The 17,690-nt window shown below is 56.0% G+C and carries 14 protein-coding genes; 7 read left to right on the forward strand and 7 right to left on the reverse strand.

All coding sequences use genetic code 11. The features are described 5' to 3' along the window. Complete coding sequence (hrcA, locus tag HNI00_RS12355; RefSeq protein ID WP_316786574.1) at positions 1–1,095, reverse strand: heat-inducible transcriptional repressor HrcA; 1,095 nt, start codon at positions 1,093–1,095, stop codon at positions 1–3. A gap of 483 nt (positions 1,096–1,578) precedes the next feature. Here hrcA and puuE point away from each other — a divergent pair, with 483 nt between their 5' ends. From puuE to HNI00_RS12380, 5 genes are all read left to right on the forward strand, one after another. After that, positions 1,579–2,493, forward strand: a complete 915-nt coding sequence (gene puuE, locus HNI00_RS12360; RefSeq protein ID WP_316786576.1) for an allantoinase PuuE — start codon at positions 1,579–1,581, stop codon at positions 2,491–2,493. A gap of 287 nt (positions 2,494–2,780) precedes the next feature. Further along, positions 2,781–3,080, forward strand: coding sequence for a ferredoxin (locus HNI00_RS12365; protein ID WP_297082906.1), 300 nt, complete (start codon positions 2,781–2,783; stop codon positions 3,078–3,080). 649 nt (positions 3,081–3,729) lie between these two features. Continuing rightward, complete coding sequence (locus HNI00_RS12370; protein WP_172358213.1) at positions 3,730–4,212, forward strand: Dps family protein; 483 nt, start codon at positions 3,730–3,732, stop codon at positions 4,210–4,212. A gap of 394 nt (positions 4,213–4,606) precedes the next feature. Then, a complete protein-coding gene (locus HNI00_RS12375) occupies positions 4,607–5,101 on the forward strand; it encodes a hypothetical protein (RefSeq protein WP_172358212.1) in 495 nt (164 codons plus the stop codon). A gap of 329 nt (positions 5,102–5,430) precedes the next feature. Next, a complete protein-coding gene (locus tag HNI00_RS12380) occupies positions 5,431–6,114 on the forward strand; it encodes a hypothetical protein (protein ID WP_316786580.1) in 684 nt (227 codons plus the stop codon). 36 nt (positions 6,115–6,150) lie between these two features. Here HNI00_RS12380 and HNI00_RS12385 read toward each other — a convergent pair whose 3' ends face one another. Continuing rightward, a complete protein-coding gene (locus HNI00_RS12385) occupies positions 6,151–7,677 on the reverse strand; it encodes a YifB family Mg chelatase-like AAA ATPase (protein WP_316786582.1) in 1,527 nt (508 codons plus the stop codon). A gap of 310 nt (positions 7,678–7,987) precedes the next feature. Here HNI00_RS12385 and HNI00_RS12390 point away from each other — a divergent pair, with 310 nt between their 5' ends. Next, entirely contained in the window at positions 7,988–9,556 is a 1,569-nt protein-coding gene (locus HNI00_RS12390; protein WP_316786584.1) for a phospholipid carrier-dependent glycosyltransferase, read from the forward strand. 70 nt (positions 9,557–9,626) lie between these two features. On the opposite strand, the gene trmB is transcribed toward HNI00_RS12390, so the two are convergent. Both trmB and chlG read right to left on the reverse strand, forming a co-directional pair. Further along, entirely contained in the window at positions 9,627–10,271 is a 645-nt protein-coding gene (trmB, locus tag HNI00_RS12395; RefSeq protein ID WP_316786586.1) for a tRNA (guanosine(46)-N7)-methyltransferase TrmB, read from the reverse strand. A 99-nt stretch (positions 10,272–10,370) separates the two neighbouring features. Then, complete coding sequence (chlG, locus tag HNI00_RS12400; protein WP_316786588.1) at positions 10,371–11,426, reverse strand: chlorophyll synthase ChlG; 1,056 nt, start codon at positions 11,424–11,426, stop codon at positions 10,371–10,373. A 259-nt stretch (positions 11,427–11,685) separates the two neighbouring features. On the opposite strand from chlG, the gene HNI00_RS12405 reads away from it, so the two are divergent. Further along, complete coding sequence (locus HNI00_RS12405) at positions 11,686–12,300, forward strand: Uma2 family endonuclease (protein ID WP_316786590.1); 615 nt, start codon at positions 11,686–11,688, stop codon at positions 12,298–12,300. A 76-nt stretch (positions 12,301–12,376) separates the two neighbouring features. Here HNI00_RS12405 and HNI00_RS12410 read toward each other — a convergent pair whose 3' ends face one another. From HNI00_RS12410 to HNI00_RS12420, 3 genes are all read right to left on the reverse strand, one after another. Then, positions 12,377–13,129 (reverse strand): HEPN domain-containing protein, encoded by a 753-nt coding sequence (locus HNI00_RS12410; protein ID WP_316786592.1) that lies wholly within the window; start codon positions 13,127–13,129, stop codon positions 12,377–12,379. After that, complete coding sequence (locus HNI00_RS12415) at positions 13,113–14,183, reverse strand: ParA family protein (RefSeq protein ID WP_316786594.1); 1,071 nt, start codon at positions 14,181–14,183, stop codon at positions 13,113–13,115. Before HNI00_RS12415 ends, HNI00_RS12410 begins: the two co-directional genes overlap by 17 nt. A 128-nt stretch (positions 14,184–14,311) precedes the next feature. Then, positions 14,312–17,584 carry a glycoside hydrolase family 15 protein gene (locus HNI00_RS12420; protein ID WP_316786596.1) on the reverse strand — a complete coding sequence of 1,091 codons (3,273 nt, stop codon included), beginning with the start codon at positions 17,582–17,584 and terminating at the stop codon, positions 14,312–14,314. Positions 17,585–17,690 lie beyond the last annotated feature (106 nt).

Genomic DNA, 17,690 nt, shown 5'->3' on the forward strand with positions numbered 1-17,690 from the left:
CTAGGACTGACTCAGCGTATCAGAAAGGTAGTCCGCTGTGGTTTCTAGCAGGGCGATCGCATTTTCGTACATCATGCGCGTCGGGCCCAGCATTCCCAAACTGCCGACGGGCACACTGCCCCGATGGTAGGTGGTAGAAATCAGCGTGCAGCCGCGCATCGGCTCTAGCGGGTTTTCGGAACCGATGCGAACCATCACGCGGCGATCGCCCCCCTCCGAATCAGCCTCAAAAATCAGCGGCCAGAGCTGGTCTTGCTCTGCCTCCAGCACATGCAAAATCGTTTGTACCTGGTGTAGTTCGGAAAACTCCGGATGTCGCCGCAGCACCTCGGCCACGCCGCTGATGAAAATTTGGGTAGACACGGGCGACTGGGTGCGCCGCTCCAAGTCTGCCAGCGACCCCCGCAGCACGTTGGCGTATTGCTCAAATTCGCGCCCCAATTCTGACCAGTCCAGCGAGGCCACATCACTGAGCGATCGCCCCTTTAAATGAGCATTCAAAAAGTTTGACAAAACCTGTAGCTCCCGCTCCAGCAGTTCCGGATCATCTAGAGATTGGGCAGAATCGGCAGGCGCTTTGGGCAGATCCACCACCACCGACTGCGTTTTGTAAGAATCCAGCACCACAATCAGCATCAGCCGTCCCGGATCAATCTGCACCAGTTGCAAATGGCGCACCTGAGCCACTGTGCTTTGGGGCATCGTCACCAGCGCAATATAGCCGCTGAGCGTCGAGAGAATCTGCGCTGCGCCATGCAGCACGGCTTCCAGGCTCCAGCCTTCGGCATCAAGCTGCTGCGCCAGCACGCGATCGACCCGGCGGGCGGCCTCCTCCGATGGGATCATCAGCTGATCCACATACACCCGATAGCCCGAATCAGACGGCACGCGCCCCGCTGAGGTATGGGGCTGATAGAGCAGACCCTCACGCTCCAGATAGCCCATCACATTGCGAATCGTCGCCGAACTGACGCGGGGGTTAAATTCTTCCACCAGCGCCTCAGAGCCAACGGGTCGAGCCGTGACAATATACTGACGCACCGTAGCGCTGAGTACCTGCTGCTGGCGGTTATTAAGCTTGACTGGAGTAGCCATCTCAGCCTGATTTCTTATGGATTTCTTAACGTATTGATGTGATCGTAATTTAGCGCCTCCGAGATTGTCTATGCGTAGCCAGACATACTAAGCCAGAGATCCGCAGAAGAAAAGGCAGAAGCGGGAAGGAATCCCCAAAGATCTGACAAAAACAAAATTGCCTCTCGACGGTGTGGCACAATACCTGTCTAATTGGGCCCCAGAATCCATCTTTTAAAGCGCAATGTGCAACTTTCAAGCCCTCATCCCCCAACCCCTTCTCCCAGGTCGGGAGAAGGGGAGCAAGAGAGGCTTGAAGCTCCTCCCCCGCTCTGGGAGAGGGTCTGAATCCTTCGGCACACCAGAAAAGGGTGAGGGGGATCGGTAAAGTTGCACATCCCGTTCTTTATCTCAAGGTTGCTGAGGCAGTCTGGGTCGGCCGATTTATTACTTTGCGACTCCAAACCTCTTCTGAACTTCTTCCCAATATTGCTCTAAGTGCTTATGTCTACCCCTTATCCCCGCGATCTGGTCGGCTATGGCCGCCACACGCCCGATCCACGCTGGCCCAATCAGGCCCGTGTGGCGGTGCAGTTTGTAATTAATTACGAAGAGGGCGGCGAAAACTGCATCCTGCATGGCGATGCGGCATCGGAAGCGTTTTTATCAGAAATTGTGGGTGCGTCGCCGCTGCTGGGGGTGCGCCACATGAATATGGAATCGATTTATGAATATGGCAGTCGGGCGGGTTTTTGGCGGCTGCATCGGCTGTTTACCCAGCGGCAACTGCCCGTGACGGTCTATGGCATTGCGATGGCGCTGGACCGTAATCCAGAGGCAGCGGCGGCAATGGTGGAAGCTGGATGGGAAATTGCCAGCCACGGCTATCGATGGATTGACTATCAATATGTCAGCGAAGAGGTGGAACGGGAGCATATCCAAAAGGCGATCGCCATCCAGACCCAAGTCACAGGCAGCCGGCCCCTCGGCTTTTATCAGGGGCGCATGAGTCCTAACACGCGGCGACTGGTAGTGGAAGAGGGGGGCTTTCTCTACGATGCCGACAGCTATGCCGATGACTTGCCCTATTGGGTGCATGACTATGGTCGCCCCCACTTGGTGATTCCCTATACCCTCGACAACAACGACATGCGGTTTGCCACTGCCCAGGGTTTTAACTCTGGCGACCAGTTTTTTGCCTACCTGCGCGATGCCTTCGATGTGCTGTATGCCGAGGGAGCCGACGCGCCCAAGATGATGAGCATTGGTCTGCACTGTCGGCTGGTGGGCCGCCCCGGCCGCGCCGCCGCCCTGGCCCGCTTCCTTGACTATGTGATGCAGCATGATCGGGTGTGGGTTTGTCGCCGGATTGATATTGCGCGGCACTGGCACGAGCATCATGCGCCCGTCTCTCTGTAAACCGATCTCTGTAAACCGATCTCTATGTAAACCTGTTTCTGGATAAACCTGTTTCTGGGTAAAACGGTTGCAGAGTTAACAGCTTGTCTCCAGGTATAAGCAATTCCGGGTTGAAGTTGAGTTTTTCATTACGAATCCAATTCGACCTGAGGGGCGATCGCGGTTGCAGGGCAAAAGTTTTCCCGTAGTATCAGAAATAGGGTTAGCCCGTAGGCAATTATTGCTATCGGATTCTAGAACTGGGCGACCCCCTACTGCCGTTTCAAGTATTTTGAGAGGACTGTTGCATGGCAACCTACAAGGTTACGCTGATCAACGAAGCCGAAGGGCTGAATACCACGATCGAAGTGCCCGATGATGAATACATCCTCGATGCGGCGGAAGAGCAAGGCATCGACCTGCCCTACTCCTGCCGTGCGGGTGCTTGCTCGACCTGCGCTGGAAAAATCAAAGAAGGCACCGTAGACCAGTCTGACCAGTCCTTCCTGGACGACGACCAAATCGAAGCAGGCTACGTGCTGACCTGCGTTGCCTACCCCACGTCTGACGTGGTGATCATGACCCATCAGGAAGAAGAGCTGTACTAAGCTGCTGGCTGTTTTTGAATTGGTTTTTGAACTTAAAACGGGCTGTCTTTTCGAGCAATTAGCTCTGTGAAAAGGCGGCCCTTTTGGTTTTAATTGGGCAGGGCTGACGGTTTAACTTCGGAACAGGAGTTGTCAAAACGAACTCATAACGAGTATGATTTAGAAAGATTGTATCGAGAAGGTTGCATTCAGGATGTTTCAGGATCACTGGGGGCAGTATCTCTGGGGCCAGGATCACTGCCAGCACCGACTGCCTGCCAGCAACGACTACCTGCCAGTAACGACTGCCTGCCACCAACGCAATGAAGCGGTTTCTGGTCGGTCAACCGACGCGAGGTAGAGCCGTAACCCCTGGCAAACGTCTCTTTGGAAGGATGAAGATCTCATGAAAGTGCTGGAAACTAGAATCAACTGAAGGTTTGGGAGCAGTGCGGTTAGATTGTGAGTGTGCTGGCTCTGGGGGGTTGATTTATTAGTTGATCTGTTATGGGAGGGGTTCTTCGTTCAGAGGATGCCTCTGTAGCCCTGAGCCGCCGCCGGACTGCTCTGCGTCGCTCTATTAGTGACTGGCTAAAGGTTCTGGCTAATTGCTTGAGTTGCTGAACATTTGGACTGAATTTGGATAATCGTTAACTAGCGAGGTTTTCGTATGACAACGACACTAGAGGCTCGTCAAACTGCTTTGGTCAAAGCGCTGAACCGCGAACAAGCGAATACGCTGGTCGCCTATTTGAACTACAAGAAGTATCACTGGATGACCTACGGGCCGCTGTTCCGTGACCTGCATCTGCTGTTTGAAGAACATGGCAACGAGATTTTTGCCATGCTAGATGAGCTGGCCGAGCGGAGCCTGATGCTGGATGGCACGCCGATTGCCGACCCCGCAGACTATCTGCCTGCGGCCACTGTGAAGCCGTCTAAGGGCAAGCTGAAGGTGCGGGAGATGGTGGAAGAGGCGATCGCCACTCACGAACATATCATCACGGAAATGCATGAAGATGCTGAACTGGCGGATGATGCGGGCGACATTGGCACTGCCGACTTGCTGACCCGTCTGGTGCAGGTTCACCAAAAGCATCGCTGGTTCCTGAAGGAGATCTTGAAGCAGGGCGATGGCCTGCTGGATAACTAGACTAGATCTGCACTTTTGGTTGACTTTTGATTGTTGACTTTTGATTAGTGCGATCGCCCAGATAGCTTGCCAAGCAGCAGGTTCGTCTGGGCGATCGCGCTTTTTTTTGCGAACTCTTGTGCGCCTTTTTTCTCGCGTTTCTACGGAGGGCGATCGGATCTTTTTTGAAAAAAGGGCGATCGCCTCCGAAATTCTACGAAGCCCCGGTGAAGTTAATCCCTGCGAGGCACGATAGCTTCGCAGCATACACAGCCGTTACGTTTTCGATACGCATACCTTACGCATACCTTACGCATATCTTACGCATGGGCTACGCATAAGCCGCGTACTGTCTACGCAACGTCAAACTTACCCATACAAAAGACCCATACATAGGATAAGGAGTCTGCACCTTATGGTGACTATTCAAGAAAAGCGCGAATTGGTGAACCAAACCCGCGAAACCAACCGTGCCGTTCAGGTCTACGACTATGCCGACCTCAGTGGCGTAGCGATCAACCTGCCTTCTAGCCAGCGCGTGAAGCTGACGGGGATTGTTGGCGACGGACGGGCCCAAATCAAAGAGCCTGTGATTGGCTGGGTCAACGCAACTTTCCTCAGAGTCCCCACCGAGATCCGCAAGGGCGCACGCTATCGGGTTCGGATGACCAGCGCACCCAACGGGCTGCTGGCCTACTGGGAGCCGGGCAAAGCCCAAAACGACGGCCCCGCAGGTGGCGCAACGGTATTCCTGACGGAGCCGCAGGATAGCTACGTCGAAGGCGGCCGCAGGTTTGTTCGCGTGTTTTATACGGGCAAAGCCAATAATGAGCGCATTGGCTATGTCTCTCAGGGGCCCATCGGCAGCACCCTAGGACAGCCCAACAGCAACTTTGAGGGGCCGCTGTAGGCGATCGCCTCTGCCCAGCAAAGTTTGATCTGAAGTTCAACTGATTTAACTCATCCAGTTCGGTAGTGCCGTTGGGTCTTGCTCTCTCAGACTCCGACGGCGCTTTCTTTTGGAACTGATGCAGTTGGAAGAATCTCTCGCCTGATTAAATCTGAAATTTAATGAACTCGCGTCAATTTACGTGATGGATTCCTCACTTGTGGGAGATTCGGCGCTATAGTCAGGCGGGGGAGAATGGTATAGGGTTTAGATCAAGTAGCATGGCACGCAAGCGAGTTAAGCCGCAAAGACGTTTTACTGCGTCGAGTAGGGCATGGGAGAAAAGCAATATGGACAACCAGACCGACACGAAAACCACCTCCACCCTGGAGCGAACCGACGCATCAGCACCGGACCCTGTAGCTGAAAAAGGCGCTGAGACGGCGAGTGCTGAGACGGCGAGTGCTGAGACGGCGAGTGCTGAGATGGAGCGTGGGGCGATCGCCCCTGAACCTGCCCCTGAACCTACTCTGGAACCTGCCCCTGAACCTGCTCCCAATGCAGTGCCCGATCTGCAAGCCGCCCTGGAAACCTCGCAGGCCAACGAAGCCATTCTCCAGCGCAAGATTGAAGCCCTGGAGGCCGAGCTAGCCGCCCAGCAGGCTCAGATCGACCAGCTCAAGGCAGAGGCCACTGCTGCCGCCCAACTCAAGACTGAACTGGATGAAACCAAGCGCGTCATCGTGCAACTGACAGAGCTAAACGTCAAACTCAGCGAAGAAGCTAAAGCTGCTGCCGCTCCCCAGCCCCTTGCCCCCGCCGCCGCCCAGCCCTCGCCTCAATCCGCTCCTAAACCTGCCGAACAATCTGCGCCCGCTCCTCCAGCTTCTGCCCCCCGCAAAGAGGTGCATCCGGGACACGAACCGTCGCAAACCTCCCAGCTAGAGCTACGGCGCACGCTGCAATCGCCCCCGCCGCTGCCTGGCCCCGTCGCTCCATCTATCAGCAATGACGAAATTGGCTGGGTGGACTAGAACCCGCGGTTAGCGACGAAGGCGGATTGGCCTGCCCTACTGCATTCGGTCAATGGTGCGGTACTGAATTGCTTCGGCAACGTGAGCAGTTTGCAACCCCTCTTCGCCCGCCAGATCGGCAATCGTGCGGGCAACTTTTAGGATGCGATCGGTGGCGCGGGCCGACAGCCCCAGCTTGCGAATCGCCCCTTCCAGCAGGGCTTGTGTGGTGTCGTCCAACTGACACCATTTCCGCAGGTGGCGGCTCTGCATCTCAGCATTGCAGCGCAGCCCTTGGCTCTGGAGCCGTGCTTGGGAGCGACTCCGCGCCTGCTGCACCCGCTGGCGCACCGTCTGAGAATCTTCGCCTTTAGACTGCTGGATCATTTCTTCTGGCTTCAGTCGATTCACTGCGACTTGCAAATCGATCCGATCCATCAGCGGCCCTGACAACTTTGCCCAATATTGCTCGCGGCCGCGGGGAGAGCAAGTGCAGGCCTGCACCGTGTCGCCAAAATAGCCGCAGGGGCAGGGATTCGTGCTGGCAACCAGGGTGAACTGGGCAGGAAAGGCGACGGACTGGCGCGTGCGGGAGATGGTGACGCAGCCATCCTCAAGCGGCTGTCGCAGAAACTCCAAGACATCCCGCTTAAATTCAGTGAGTTCGTCCAAAAAAAGCACGCCTCTATGGGCAAGGGAGATTTCTCCGGGGCGAGGGAAACTGCCGCCGCCGACCAGCGACGGGCCTGAGGCGGAGTGGTGGGGACTGCGGAAGGGGCGATCGCACACTAGGCTGCCTCTTTCCTTCAGCAGGCCGGCGACGGAGTGGATTTGCGTCACCTCCAGTGCTTCCTCAAAGCTCAGCGGCGGCAAAATGCCGGGAAGCCGTCGGGCCAGCATGGTTTTGCCGCTACCCGGCGGGCCCACGAAGACCAGATTATGCCCTCCGGCGGCGGCGATTTCTAGGGCGCGGCGGGCTTGGGCCTGACCTTTTACGTCTTTGAGATCTAGACCCATAAAGGGCGATCGCGCGAGTTCTTCTGTCGCATTCACCTGGAGTGGCTGGTAGCGGTCGGGATGGTTCAGAAAGTCTGCCACCTCCGACAAATGCTGGAAGCCGTATACGTCGATGCCCTGCACCAGGGCGGCTTCGCGGGCATTGTCGGCGGGCACCACGATGCCGCGCATTCCCAGTTGCTTGGCCGTGGCGGCGATCGCCAGCACCCCCGCCACGGCCCGCAGCGACCCATCCAGCGACACCTCCCCCAGCAGGATAAACTGCTCCAACAACTGCACATTCACCTGCTCTGATGCCGCCAAAATGCCCATGCTAATTGGCAAATCGAAGCTGGGCCCCTCTTTTCGCAAATCTGCCGGGGTCAGGTTAATCACCACCCGCCGCATGGGGAAGGCATAGCCTGCGTTTTTCAGTGCTGCCTTAACGCGCTCTTTGGACTCCTGCACGGCCGTATCGGGTAGCCCCACCACCACGATCGCAGGTAGCCCCCCAGCGATATCCACCTCCACGCCTACCTTCATCGCGTCGATGCCAATCAGCGAAGCGCTCCAAACTCTTGCTAGCATGATCCACCCTGTTGTCTCCAGTCCTCAGAATTCCCGAAAGGGTAGGTCGGGGAACAGGGGTTATGGCTCCGCAGCGCCAGCGCCAGAGAGGTTGGGGGTTGCCCAGCGCTGAGTCTTTTGGCTGGGGTGGTCGTCTTCCTTCAGTCCCAATTTGCCAAGCCCACGATCTAGATAAAATCGCTGGAAGCTCTGCAAACTCTTGGACGCGGAACCCAAAATCGCCCATCTAAAATCCAAAATCGATCCAACGGCGGGTTGTTTATGATGGTTGAGACATGCCCTCTGAGAAATGCTTTCTCTCCGATTCCCTATGAGCCGCTCTGTTCGATTGTCCAAGCATTTTCAATCCAAGCATTTTCAATCCGAGCATTTTCAATCCAAGCGTTTCCAACCTGCTGCGTCGTCCTCTTCGCTGCCGTGGTACGGGCTGGGGCTGGCGGGCATTTTTGGGGTGTCGCTGGCGCTGCGGCTGTGGGGGCTGGGGCGGTTCAATACGCTGGTGTTCGACGAGGTGTATTACGCCAAGTTTGCGGCGGCGTTTTTGCAGGGACAGCAGGAGTTTGGCGGCCACCCGCCCCTCAGCACGTACCTAATCGCGGGCGGCATCTGGCTGTCGGAGCGACTGGGCTGGGGCGGCCCAGAAACCTACAACGGCCTCAGCGGGCTATATGTTTCAACCATTAGCTATCGCTGGCTGAATGCCGTGACGGGAGCCGTGATTCCGCTGGTGTTGGGGGCGATCGCCCATCTGCTGACGGGGCGCAAAGCGATCGCCCTGCTGACGGCGCTGTTGGCAGCCTGCGAAGGGTTCTTACTGGTCGAATCGCGCTATGCGTTGAATAATGTCTATCTCATCTTATTTGGGCTATTGGGCTGGTGGTGTTTGCTGCGATCGCTCCACAGGCTGCATTCCGCCAACCAACTCACCCCCGTCGTCTGGCTGAATCTAGTGCTGGCAGGCATAGGCTTCGGCGCGTCAGTGGGGATCAAGTGGAACGGCGTGGCGTTTTTGGCAGGGGCGTACCTGCTGTGGATAGTGGCATGGGGAATGCAGCAGTTGCAGCAGCGCGGATTGCCCAGCCTGCCCCTCGCTGCGCCGCTGTCGAGCCTGTCTCGCTTAAATGTGGGCGTGTGGGCGCTGAGCATGGCGGGAATTCCTTTTCTGACTTACTACCTGAGCTGGCTGCCCTATATTCAACTCGACCCCAGCACCAGCTTTGCAGGCTGGCAAAACCGCATTTTGGACTACCACAGCCGCGTCGGTGGCATGGACGCTCACCCCTACTGTTCGCCCTGGTATACCTGGCCGCTGATGCTGCGTCCGGTTGCCTACTTTTACAAAACAGCGGCTCCGGGCGATCCCGTTCCTGTGGTCGGGCCCGATGCGCCCACGGCGGCTGGAGACGTGATTTACGACGTTCACGCGATGGGCACGCCGACCCTGTGGTGGCTTTCGACGCTGGCCGTGGCTTTGCTGGCGGGTGCGGTGGGCTACTGGCTGTGGCACTGGGGGCGATCGCTCTGGGCTGCCCGGTCGGGACAGACCGAGCCGCTCCTGCTGCCACCAGCAACGCAAGGATATCTCAGCGCTAAGGCCTTTGTGGTGGGAAACTGGGCCATGCAATGGCTGATGTGGATGCGGGTCACGCGCTGCACGTTTCTCTACCACTACATGAGCGCGGAACTGTTCGCGGTGCTGGGGCTGGCGCTGGTGCTGGATCGCTGGCTGCGGAATGCTCAGTCTGGGTCGCGTTGGCTGGCGTGGGGGGCGATCGCCCTCGTGCTTCTCGGCTTTATCTTCTGGATGCCATTGTTTCTAGGACTGCCCCTCTCTGCGGACGGGCTACAGCTACGCCGCTGGCTGCCGTCATGGATTTGAAACTAAACGCTCTACCCCTCTTCCCTCTTCGTTCTTCGTTCTTCGTTCTTCCCTCTTCCCTCTTCCCTCTTCATTCTTCTTCTGCCCCCCTGATAAACAGAGCGCGAAACACAGGTTCCCGTCGAGCAAGGGTGGACAACTCACGCTCTGTCGCAACGGGCAGCGGGTTATCGGGGAGCCATTCGGCCGATTGGCGCTGAAATGCGGGATGTTCCTGAAAGCGATCGCACATTTCCGCCGCCACCGCTTCGACATCCGATTGCAGAAACACCACACCGCCGGAGGGCATATGGTTCGCCAGCGTTCGCACCATGCTGGGCTGCACAACGCGCCGCTTTTGGTGTCGCTTTTTGAACCAGGGGTCGGGGAACTGGATGCTGACGCGCTGGAGACTGCTGGGTGGGAGCGATCGCAGCAGGGGTTCCAGCGAATTGCTGGCGTTGCAAAAGAGATAGTGCAGGTTTCCCAACGCCTCCTCGTCGCGCCATTTCAGCGCTTGCTCGACCAGCGGCTCACGAATCTCCAGTCCCAGGAAATTCCAGTCTGGCTCGATTTGCGCCATTTTTAGCAAAAACACGCCCCGCCCACAGCCAATGTCCAGATGCAGCGGTCGAGCCAGGTGGGTAAAGACTTGCGACCAGTCTGGCGGCTGGATGGGCTGCTGGTACTTCTGGCTGAGCGGGTTGACGTGCTGGCGAACGCGAACAACGGGCATGGGAAAGGATGCCGATTTTGGATTTTGGGATTTTGGATTTTAGAGTTTAGGAGGCGGCGGGGTGAGGGATTGAGCAGGGATTAAGCAACGATATACGCCTTATACGCCTGCACGGCCGATGGCCAGCGCGGCGACCAGCATTCCCAACACCAAAAATGGCTGGGCGCTGGCTTGATATTTCACGTCGTTTTCCAGCGGGTCGCGCAGGAAGTACATATCCTGAAACACGATTTGCGGAATCACCAACAGAATCAGCAGCACGGCGTAGAGATTTTGCCCGATGCTCATCAGGTACGCCGCGATGCCGCCCTGAAACACGTCAATCATCAGGACGCAAATCCACGCTGCTGTGCCGATGCCAAACATCACGGGCAGCGACTTTAGCCCAAGCTGGCGATCGCCCTCCACGCTTTTGAAATCGTTGACCACGGCGATGCCCAAGCCTGCCAGACTATAGAACAGCGTCAGCACCATCACCGTCGGCGACAGTTCTCCAAATAGCGCCTGACCCGCCCACCAGGGTAGCGCGATATAGCTAGCCCCCAGCGCGTAGTTGCCCAGCCAGCCGTTTTTCTTTAGCTTCAGCGGTGGCGCGGAGTAGATGTAGCTGAGGAAGGAGCCAAAGAGGGCGATCGCCGTGATTTGCGGAAACTCGTGCCCGGCCCATTGGTCGAGTGCGTAGGCGATTGCCAGCCCCGCAAACAGCAGAATCAAAATCTGCGCCTTTACCTGCGGCACCGAAATCGCGCCAGAGGGAATCGGACGGTAGGGTTCGTTAATCGCGTCGATGTCGCGGTCGTAGTAATCATTAATGGTTTGCGTGTAGCCTGCCAGCAGCGGCCCCGACAGCAGCATACACGCCGCCGAAATCAGCACGTTCTCTAGCGTCCAGGTATAGTTGCCCGACGCAGCCGCGCCGCACACCACACCCCAGATCAGCGGAATCCAGGTAATCGGCTTCATCAACTGGAGGCGGATCTTCCAGATATTCGTCTCGCCCGACTTTGCGCCCTTCATGCCCAAAAGCTGACGCGCCGCCGAACCCGCCTCGCTAGCGACTTCTGATGCACCGTTCAATGCCCCATCTGCTGCTTCCATCGGCGACATCGAGGACTCAGATTCGGGAATCGAAGAAGGGGTTGTGGACTCGGACATAAAGGTTTATGGGTTAGGGATTCAGAGGTCAGAATTCGGGAAGCGGGCTGCAAAACTGGCATCCTGCACCCGATACTTTACCCGACACTTCATAATATTGCGTTTAGATTGCGTTTAGTTCACCGATTGGGCGTTGGCAGGTGGCCCATCGTCTCCATCGTCTATTGTGAAGCTATCCCCGCCGCTTTGCCAGCGCTCTGCCGAAATTTTGCCTGCCGACTCTCATCTCTCAACCCCTCACCCCTCGAATCCTCAACCCATGCAGTCTGAACGTTCCACCCCAAGGGCGATCGCCCCTGCTGCGTTCACCGTCCACCTGCCCCCGTCGCTGCCCATGACCGACGAGCAGTTTTTTGAGTTTTGCCAGGTCAATCGCGACTTGCGAATCGAACAAAATGCAGATGGAGATCTAGTGATTATGTCGCCTGTTGGTTCTGGCACTGGCAATCGCGAAGCAGGCATTATTGGTCAGCTTTATGTTTGGAACGAGCAAACTGGGCAGGGCGTTGTGTTTAGCTCCAGTGCGGGGTTCAAGCTGTCTACGGGGGCAAAGCGATCGCCCGATGCGGCGTGGATTCGGCTCGATCGGTGGAACGCGCTGACTCCAGAACAGCAGGAGCAGTTTGCGCCAATCTGTCCCGATGTGGTGATTGAGCTGCGATCGCCCAGCGACAGCCTGGAAACCCTGCAAGCCAAAATGCGCGAATATCAGCAGGAACCGGGCTTTCAGTTGGGCTGGCTGCTGGATCGGGGCGATCGCCGCGCCTATCTCTACCGCCCCAGCGAGTCGGTGCAGATTCTAGAAAACCCCGACTCCCTCAGCGGCGACCCCGTGCTGCCAGGGTTCCGGCTGGACTTGAGCAAAGTTTGGTGATGGGCTGAACAGTGCAATAGTTAATTCGACTAACGAAGACTCACCCAGATAGATTGAGCCAGTTTGTTTACTGTACTTATAACAACACTTTGTGAATACTCTCAACAAGCCTCTCAATAAAGTCAACTGCATCGCCAACTAGCACCTCATCAATATTCCATCGACTGCCAATACTAAAAGTTGGGTCGATGTCAGCTTCATGAGCAATTTTATTTCTTCGATCGACGATTGAGTTTAATTCTTGTTTGATATCTTTTGCAGGCTTGCTCATTTGACTAGCTACTTCGTCCCACAGTTTTTTGTCTGAAATGTATCTAATGGCATCGGCAATTTTGTCTGCCTGCTGAAAGCTTTGATATCCTAAACGCTCTCTAATTTCACCTTCTAGCCAAGACGTATTGTTTAACTTATTGAGAATACTACTCGATATTATGGGAGCCAAATCTGAAATTGTGTGAGACTTCCGGAGAAATTCATATCCCTGAGCTAGCTGCATTTCAGCCTCAAGCCATGAGGTAATATCAATTGCTGTTAATCGATCTTGACGCGCACTACCCAGCGAGACTTGAAAGCGCGAGAAAGCTGATTGAGTTGTGTTTGCTGAGGGTGCTGGCTCAGAGCGATTTCCTCGATGAATTTCCAGCATTCCCAATGTGACAACTTCATGCACGTAGTAGTCTAATGCGCTTACAGCAAGAACGAGCGCAGCACGCAACATATCTGATACATCAAGTGCGCCAGTGGCTTGAGCCTTGATAGAGTTATGAAGCGCAATCAGGTCTCGAACGCGACTAATGCTGATGCGAAACTGATCAAGCGCTGACTGCATACGTGGAGCTTTCGGAGCTTAGTGCAATAACTTTGTCTGCTAAATCTGAAAAAGTTTTCCTAAACTCTTCCTGCTTTTGCTGATTCTTCTCCAAGACCACACCTGTTTGTCTTAACTGCTCAGGGGTTAGGTCATAGACCGGAGTTCGATGTTCCTGGGATAGAGCAATTAGGCTATTAAAGTTAGAAATCTTTGCGAGAGAAAAGCTGTCTCCAAGACCCTGATCCCAATACACATAATCTGACAACATCATGTTGCTCTGTCTCAGAGTCGGAACCAGTTTTTCAGCAACAGACTTCTCAATCTTCTCAATCCAAGTTTGAAATGCAGCCGTCTCTTTACCTCGTATAATTCTATAGTTTTGCACAATTGTTCCTAGGAAGCGAAGCTTAACATTAGGAAAAGGGTAGTTAGCTTCTTTCAGAATCTGAAGCGAACTAGCTGACCTAGCCCAGGCATGCCATCTAGGCAAAACCTTAACTAGAGAGTCAATTGCCATTACAGAGAAAAAGTCAGCAGTAGTTGGCACTACGAAAAAATCGCTGATCATCAGTAAGTTCTGATTGATTGAGCCTAAACTAGGACTCATGTCAATCAGAATATAATCTGCATCAAACTTAGCTGCCGTCTTCTCAAACAAATCATTGATGGAACCTGGCAAGTTTTTAAGAGCTTGAATCGAACCACTTAACTCTTGAGCAATACCAAGTGTCACTTCATACTCTGCAAAGCCAACATGACCAGGTAATAGAAATAAATCATCTCGACCTGATACTGGAATACAATCAACAGCTTCAATGGCTCTGGGTTGTGACTCAAATGCAGGAGCTAAACCTGTCTTTATGTTTGATACCGTGTTGTAAATTTCTTGAATCCGGGCCTCGTCATCTTCCGTTTCCTCGCCCAAGGCCATGCCTGTGAGATTACATTGTGGATCGCTATCAACAAGAATGACCCTTTTCCCTTTCGAGGCAAGCATCCAACCTAAATTGAAGGTGGTTGTGGTTTTGCTAACTCCGCCTTTGTGGTTGAATAAAGCAATTTTCTGAACCATTGCATCAAACCCTTGTGTGAGATTGCGATCGCCAGTTGCTTGAAATTAAGACAGATGAGGACAGTACGCTTAGACTTCTGCCTCAGTATAGCTTGAGGCTTTCGGGTAAAAAGCTTGCCCCCAAAAACCTACGCTGCTTGCGACTGTCCTAGCTCCGTCAGGAACTTCAGCGCCTTCACCATCGCGTCGGCGACGGCGGTCGGCGGCAGTTCGTAGAAGGCTGGCCAGGCTTGGCCTTTGCGCTCGTCGTAGCGGTTGGCATCTTCGGGATGCCGTTCTAGCCAGGCGATGCGGACGGCGTGCCCGATGAACACGTCCAGCACGATGTATTCCTCGAACTGGAGATCGGGGTTCTGTTCGGTGATCGCCGCCAGGGCCATCAGCGCTTCCACGTTCACCTGGCGATACTCCGGAGCCTGGATTTTGTTCAGCAGGTGTTCGACGCGGAGCGCAAAGTTTGTCTCGCCGGGGGTCATTTCTAGCAGCAGTTCACTTTCCAGGCGGTTGCGCCGATCTAGCTTGTCGCCGATGACCAGTCCCTTGCAGTGCTGCAACACGCGCCACACGCAGCGGTAAAAGTCTTTGGGAACCTTAGTCAGTGCGCCTTCCATGCGGCGCTTTTTGGCCCAGCCGCCGCTGGCAGAGTCGCTCGCCGCCGTCTCTTCGCCGCTGGGTTCCACCAGTTCAGGAGCCACGGGCACGGCTGCCCACTGAATATTTTGCTGCTGGCGGATGTGCAGAGACTCCTGCTGGAAGAGAATGTCATTGAGTTGTTCATATTCCAGCAAGACTTTGTAGAGGCGCGTTTTCACCTCAAACGGGCTGAGCTGCATCAAATGCTCGTAGGCTTCATCCTGCGTCACGTCCAGTTCCCGCGCCAGTTCGCTAGTAATCAGCAGGATTAGATAGCCGACGCGCAGCGTAAGCACGCCCTTAAACAGGTGCGGGTCGGTTTTGATCAGCATACTCAGGTAGACCAGGATTTCCTGAGTCAGGGGGCGATCGCGCACGTCCTGCCGCACAAACTCGCGGATCTTGTCCATGATTTCATAGGTGGACATGGGGCTGGTCATCAACGAGTCTTCGCTGTAGGACTTGCCGACCGCAATTTGCTTTTGCCGCACGAGGATATCCGTCACCGCGTCCGACAGGTTCACGTCTACCTTATCGAGCAGGCCCGCCGCCTGACGGATAATGCCCCACAGCCGCAGTTGGCTGGCCTTGGCATAAATCTCGTCGAGCAGATCGGCAACGGTGAGCGATCGCCCTGGCCCGCCAAAGCCCGTGTCAAACTCTAGCCCTTCTAGCCGATTCAGCGCCTCCAGCACTTCGATTTGCTCGTAGAGGTTTTCGGAATGGCGCAGGCGTTCCAGCAGAGCGGGCACATCCGTTTCGCGCTCCAGGCGAAACTCTTCGGCACTGCTGAGCGGGTGATTGCGGTCGGGGCGCAGCGTCAGAAAATAGGGCGTGGGCAGGGCATCCTGCACGGGCGAGGTGTCAAACACAAACTCGTGGATGAAATCGAACCGCTCGGTGCCTGCGGTTCGCATGAGTTCCTGCAAGCGGCCTAGCGTGACGGGAATGCCGCCGCAGTGCCCGTCGCGTAGCTCGCTAAATAGCTCCAGCAGCGGCTCTTTGTCGCGCAACATGTCGTGGGTCAGCAGCAGCGTCATGGTGGGGCGGCCGAGGCGATTCCAGTGTCGCCAGATGTAGGCCACCTCAGCGCGGATTTGGGACACCAGGATGTGGTAATCGAGCGTTAGATAAAACTGCTGCTGGTCTAGAAACGACGGCAAGAACACCATCGTTTCGCCCTTAATCTTGAAAATGCGGGAGGTGGTGAGGCTCCGCAGGCGGCGGATAGGGCGACCGCTTAGGCCCAGTTTGTCGTTGCGCCCGATCTGGGTCAGCACATCCGAAAGCTGGCCCGAAGTTCGCACCTGGGTTGGGTCGATCTGGCTGGGCGTTTGCGTGGCCACCCCAAAGGCGGCCAGTTCTGCCTGGAGTGCCTCATCTTCGGCTAGCAGGGAAATTTGCACCAGGGGTCTGGGATGCTGACCTAGGCGCAGGTGTTGCCCCAGGGGGTCGAGGTCGCCGGGGGCGATCAGCCCTTCCTGGAGGAGCCGACCGAGGAGATAGAGGCTCTGGGCCCAGACGAGGGGCAGGTTGTCATTGGGCAAGCGGGTTTGGCTGCCGGGGTGTTCGCGTTCGGGGGCGATCGCCTCTTGTGGCACGTAGTAAAGCTCTGGCAGCAGCTTCACCCCATCTTTCTCCACGCGCACTGCGTCCAGCTTTTGGCGATAGTCTTCGGCTTGGATGGTGTCGCCGCGAAACAGCGCGTCCAGATACAAGTAGGTGAAGAACAGCGGCCACTCGCACTCAATATGCTCAAAGGCTTTCAGTTCCCACGGTTCATAGTGCAGCCGCGTTGGGTCTTCGATGACGGTCTGGTGACCATCCCGCAGGAATCGCTTGCAGCCGTAGCGGCCCTGGAGTTTGGTCACGACGTTATTGCGAGTCCGTTCCACCAGGCTCAGGTCTTCGACCGCGAAGGCGGGATAGCCAATGACGCTCAGCACCGCCGCGTCTACTTCCTTGGATGCCGACTCGCGGGGCAGCAGCGATTCCAGCGTGTTTCGGGCGCGGGCGATTTCGTCCGGCAGGACGTGGATAATGGACGACTGGCTGCCGCGCACGCCAAACAGGTCGAGACCGCTAATCGCCTCCAGCGCCGCTTTGGCCATGCCGACCGAGCTGGCGTTTAGCTCTGGATTGCCGTGGTTAATTTTGTTGCCGCGCTCCCAGATGCCGTAGTCGGGGGTGCGGTAGGCGCGGCCAATGTAGTAGACGAGGTTTTGAATAAAGTTCACCTCGTCCAGCGTGAAAATAATTTGCAGCCCCGAAGCCGTCATCTGCGACAGCATCAGTAGGTAGATCGAGGTGGCATCGATTTGCAGGTGGCCCCAACCGTCGTCGCCGACCACTGTGTTGGTCGTTGCCAGGTCGTATTTGGCGTGGAGCGCATCGAGTGGGTGCTGGGTTTGTTTGAACTTTTCAACCTTGTGCGCCTGCCGCATCATGGCAAACAGCAGCCCGCGCATCAGCTTGACGACGCTCTGCTCTAGCTCGTAGCAGCGCCCCCGGTCTTCCCCAATGCGGCGATAGGCCAGCGCCAGCCCCCACACGCAGAGGATGCTGTATACGTTGTCGCGCACCCAGGCATCGGTGTAGTTGCCGTGGGAATTGATGGCGGTGCTGGCGGGGAGGAGTCCGGTGACCGGGTGCTGCCGCGCTAGGATAATCAGCTTTACCTCTTCGTAGTAGCGGTCAAGCTGGGACTGGAGGGTGCGAAGCGCATCGGAGGACGACAGACCCGACGGAGAAGAAGCTGGGGTGGACATAACCGCTGTGGCAGGGTTTAGGTTACTTGCCGCGTTTAATTATTGTTTTAATTATTGTAATTATTGAGCGTTTGCCGAATGGGAACCGCAGCACAGCTAGCAGAAA

This window comes from Thermoleptolyngbya oregonensis NK1-22, from assembly GCF_032705245.1.
Classification (GTDB): domain Bacteria; phylum Cyanobacteriota; class Cyanobacteriia; order Elainellales; family Elainellaceae; genus Thermoleptolyngbya; species Thermoleptolyngbya sichuanensis.

Excerpts from the sequence above, each read along its gene's own strand:
- HNI00_RS12420 (WP_316786596.1), bottom strand. The coding sequence starts at position 17,584 with ATGTCCACCCCAGCTTCTTCTCCGTCGGGTCTGTCGTCCTCCGATGCG.
- HNI00_RS12375 (WP_172358212.1), top strand. The coding sequence starts at position 4,607 with ATGGTGACTATTCAAGAAAAGCGCGAATTGGTGAACCAAACCCGCGAA.
- HNI00_RS12405 (WP_316786590.1), top strand. The coding sequence starts at position 11,686 with ATGCAGTCTGAACGTTCCACCCCAAGGGCGATCGCCCCTGCTGCGTTC.
- hrcA (WP_316786574.1), bottom strand. The coding sequence starts at position 1,095 with ATGGCTACTCCAGTCAAGCTTAATAACCGCCAGCAGCAGGTACTCAGC.
- HNI00_RS12390 (WP_316786584.1), top strand. The coding sequence starts at position 7,988 with ATGAGCCGCTCTGTTCGATTGTCCAAGCATTTTCAATCCAAGCATTTT.
- HNI00_RS12380 (WP_316786580.1), top strand. The coding sequence starts at position 5,431 with ATGGACAACCAGACCGACACGAAAACCACCTCCACCCTGGAGCGAACC.
- HNI00_RS12385 (WP_316786582.1), bottom strand. The coding sequence starts at position 7,677 with ATGCTAGCAAGAGTTTGGAGCGCTTCGCTGATTGGCATCGACGCGATG.
- trmB (WP_316786586.1), bottom strand. The coding sequence starts at position 10,271 with ATGCCCGTTGTTCGCGTTCGCCAGCACGTCAACCCGCTCAGCCAGAAG.
- HNI00_RS12415 (WP_316786594.1), bottom strand. The coding sequence starts at position 14,183 with ATGGTTCAGAAAATTGCTTTATTCAACCACAAAGGCGGAGTTAGCAAA.
- HNI00_RS12365 (WP_297082906.1), top strand. The coding sequence starts at position 2,781 with ATGGCAACCTACAAGGTTACGCTGATCAACGAAGCCGAAGGGCTGAAT.
- HNI00_RS12410 (WP_316786592.1), bottom strand. The coding sequence starts at position 13,129 with ATGCAGTCAGCGCTTGATCAGTTTCGCATCAGCATTAGTCGCGTTCGA.
- chlG (WP_316786588.1), bottom strand. The coding sequence starts at position 11,426 with ATGTCCGAGTCCACAACCCCTTCTTCGATTCCCGAATCTGAGTCCTCG.
- HNI00_RS12370 (WP_172358213.1), top strand. The coding sequence starts at position 3,730 with ATGACAACGACACTAGAGGCTCGTCAAACTGCTTTGGTCAAAGCGCTG.
- puuE (WP_316786576.1), top strand. The coding sequence starts at position 1,579 with ATGTCTACCCCTTATCCCCGCGATCTGGTCGGCTATGGCCGCCACACG.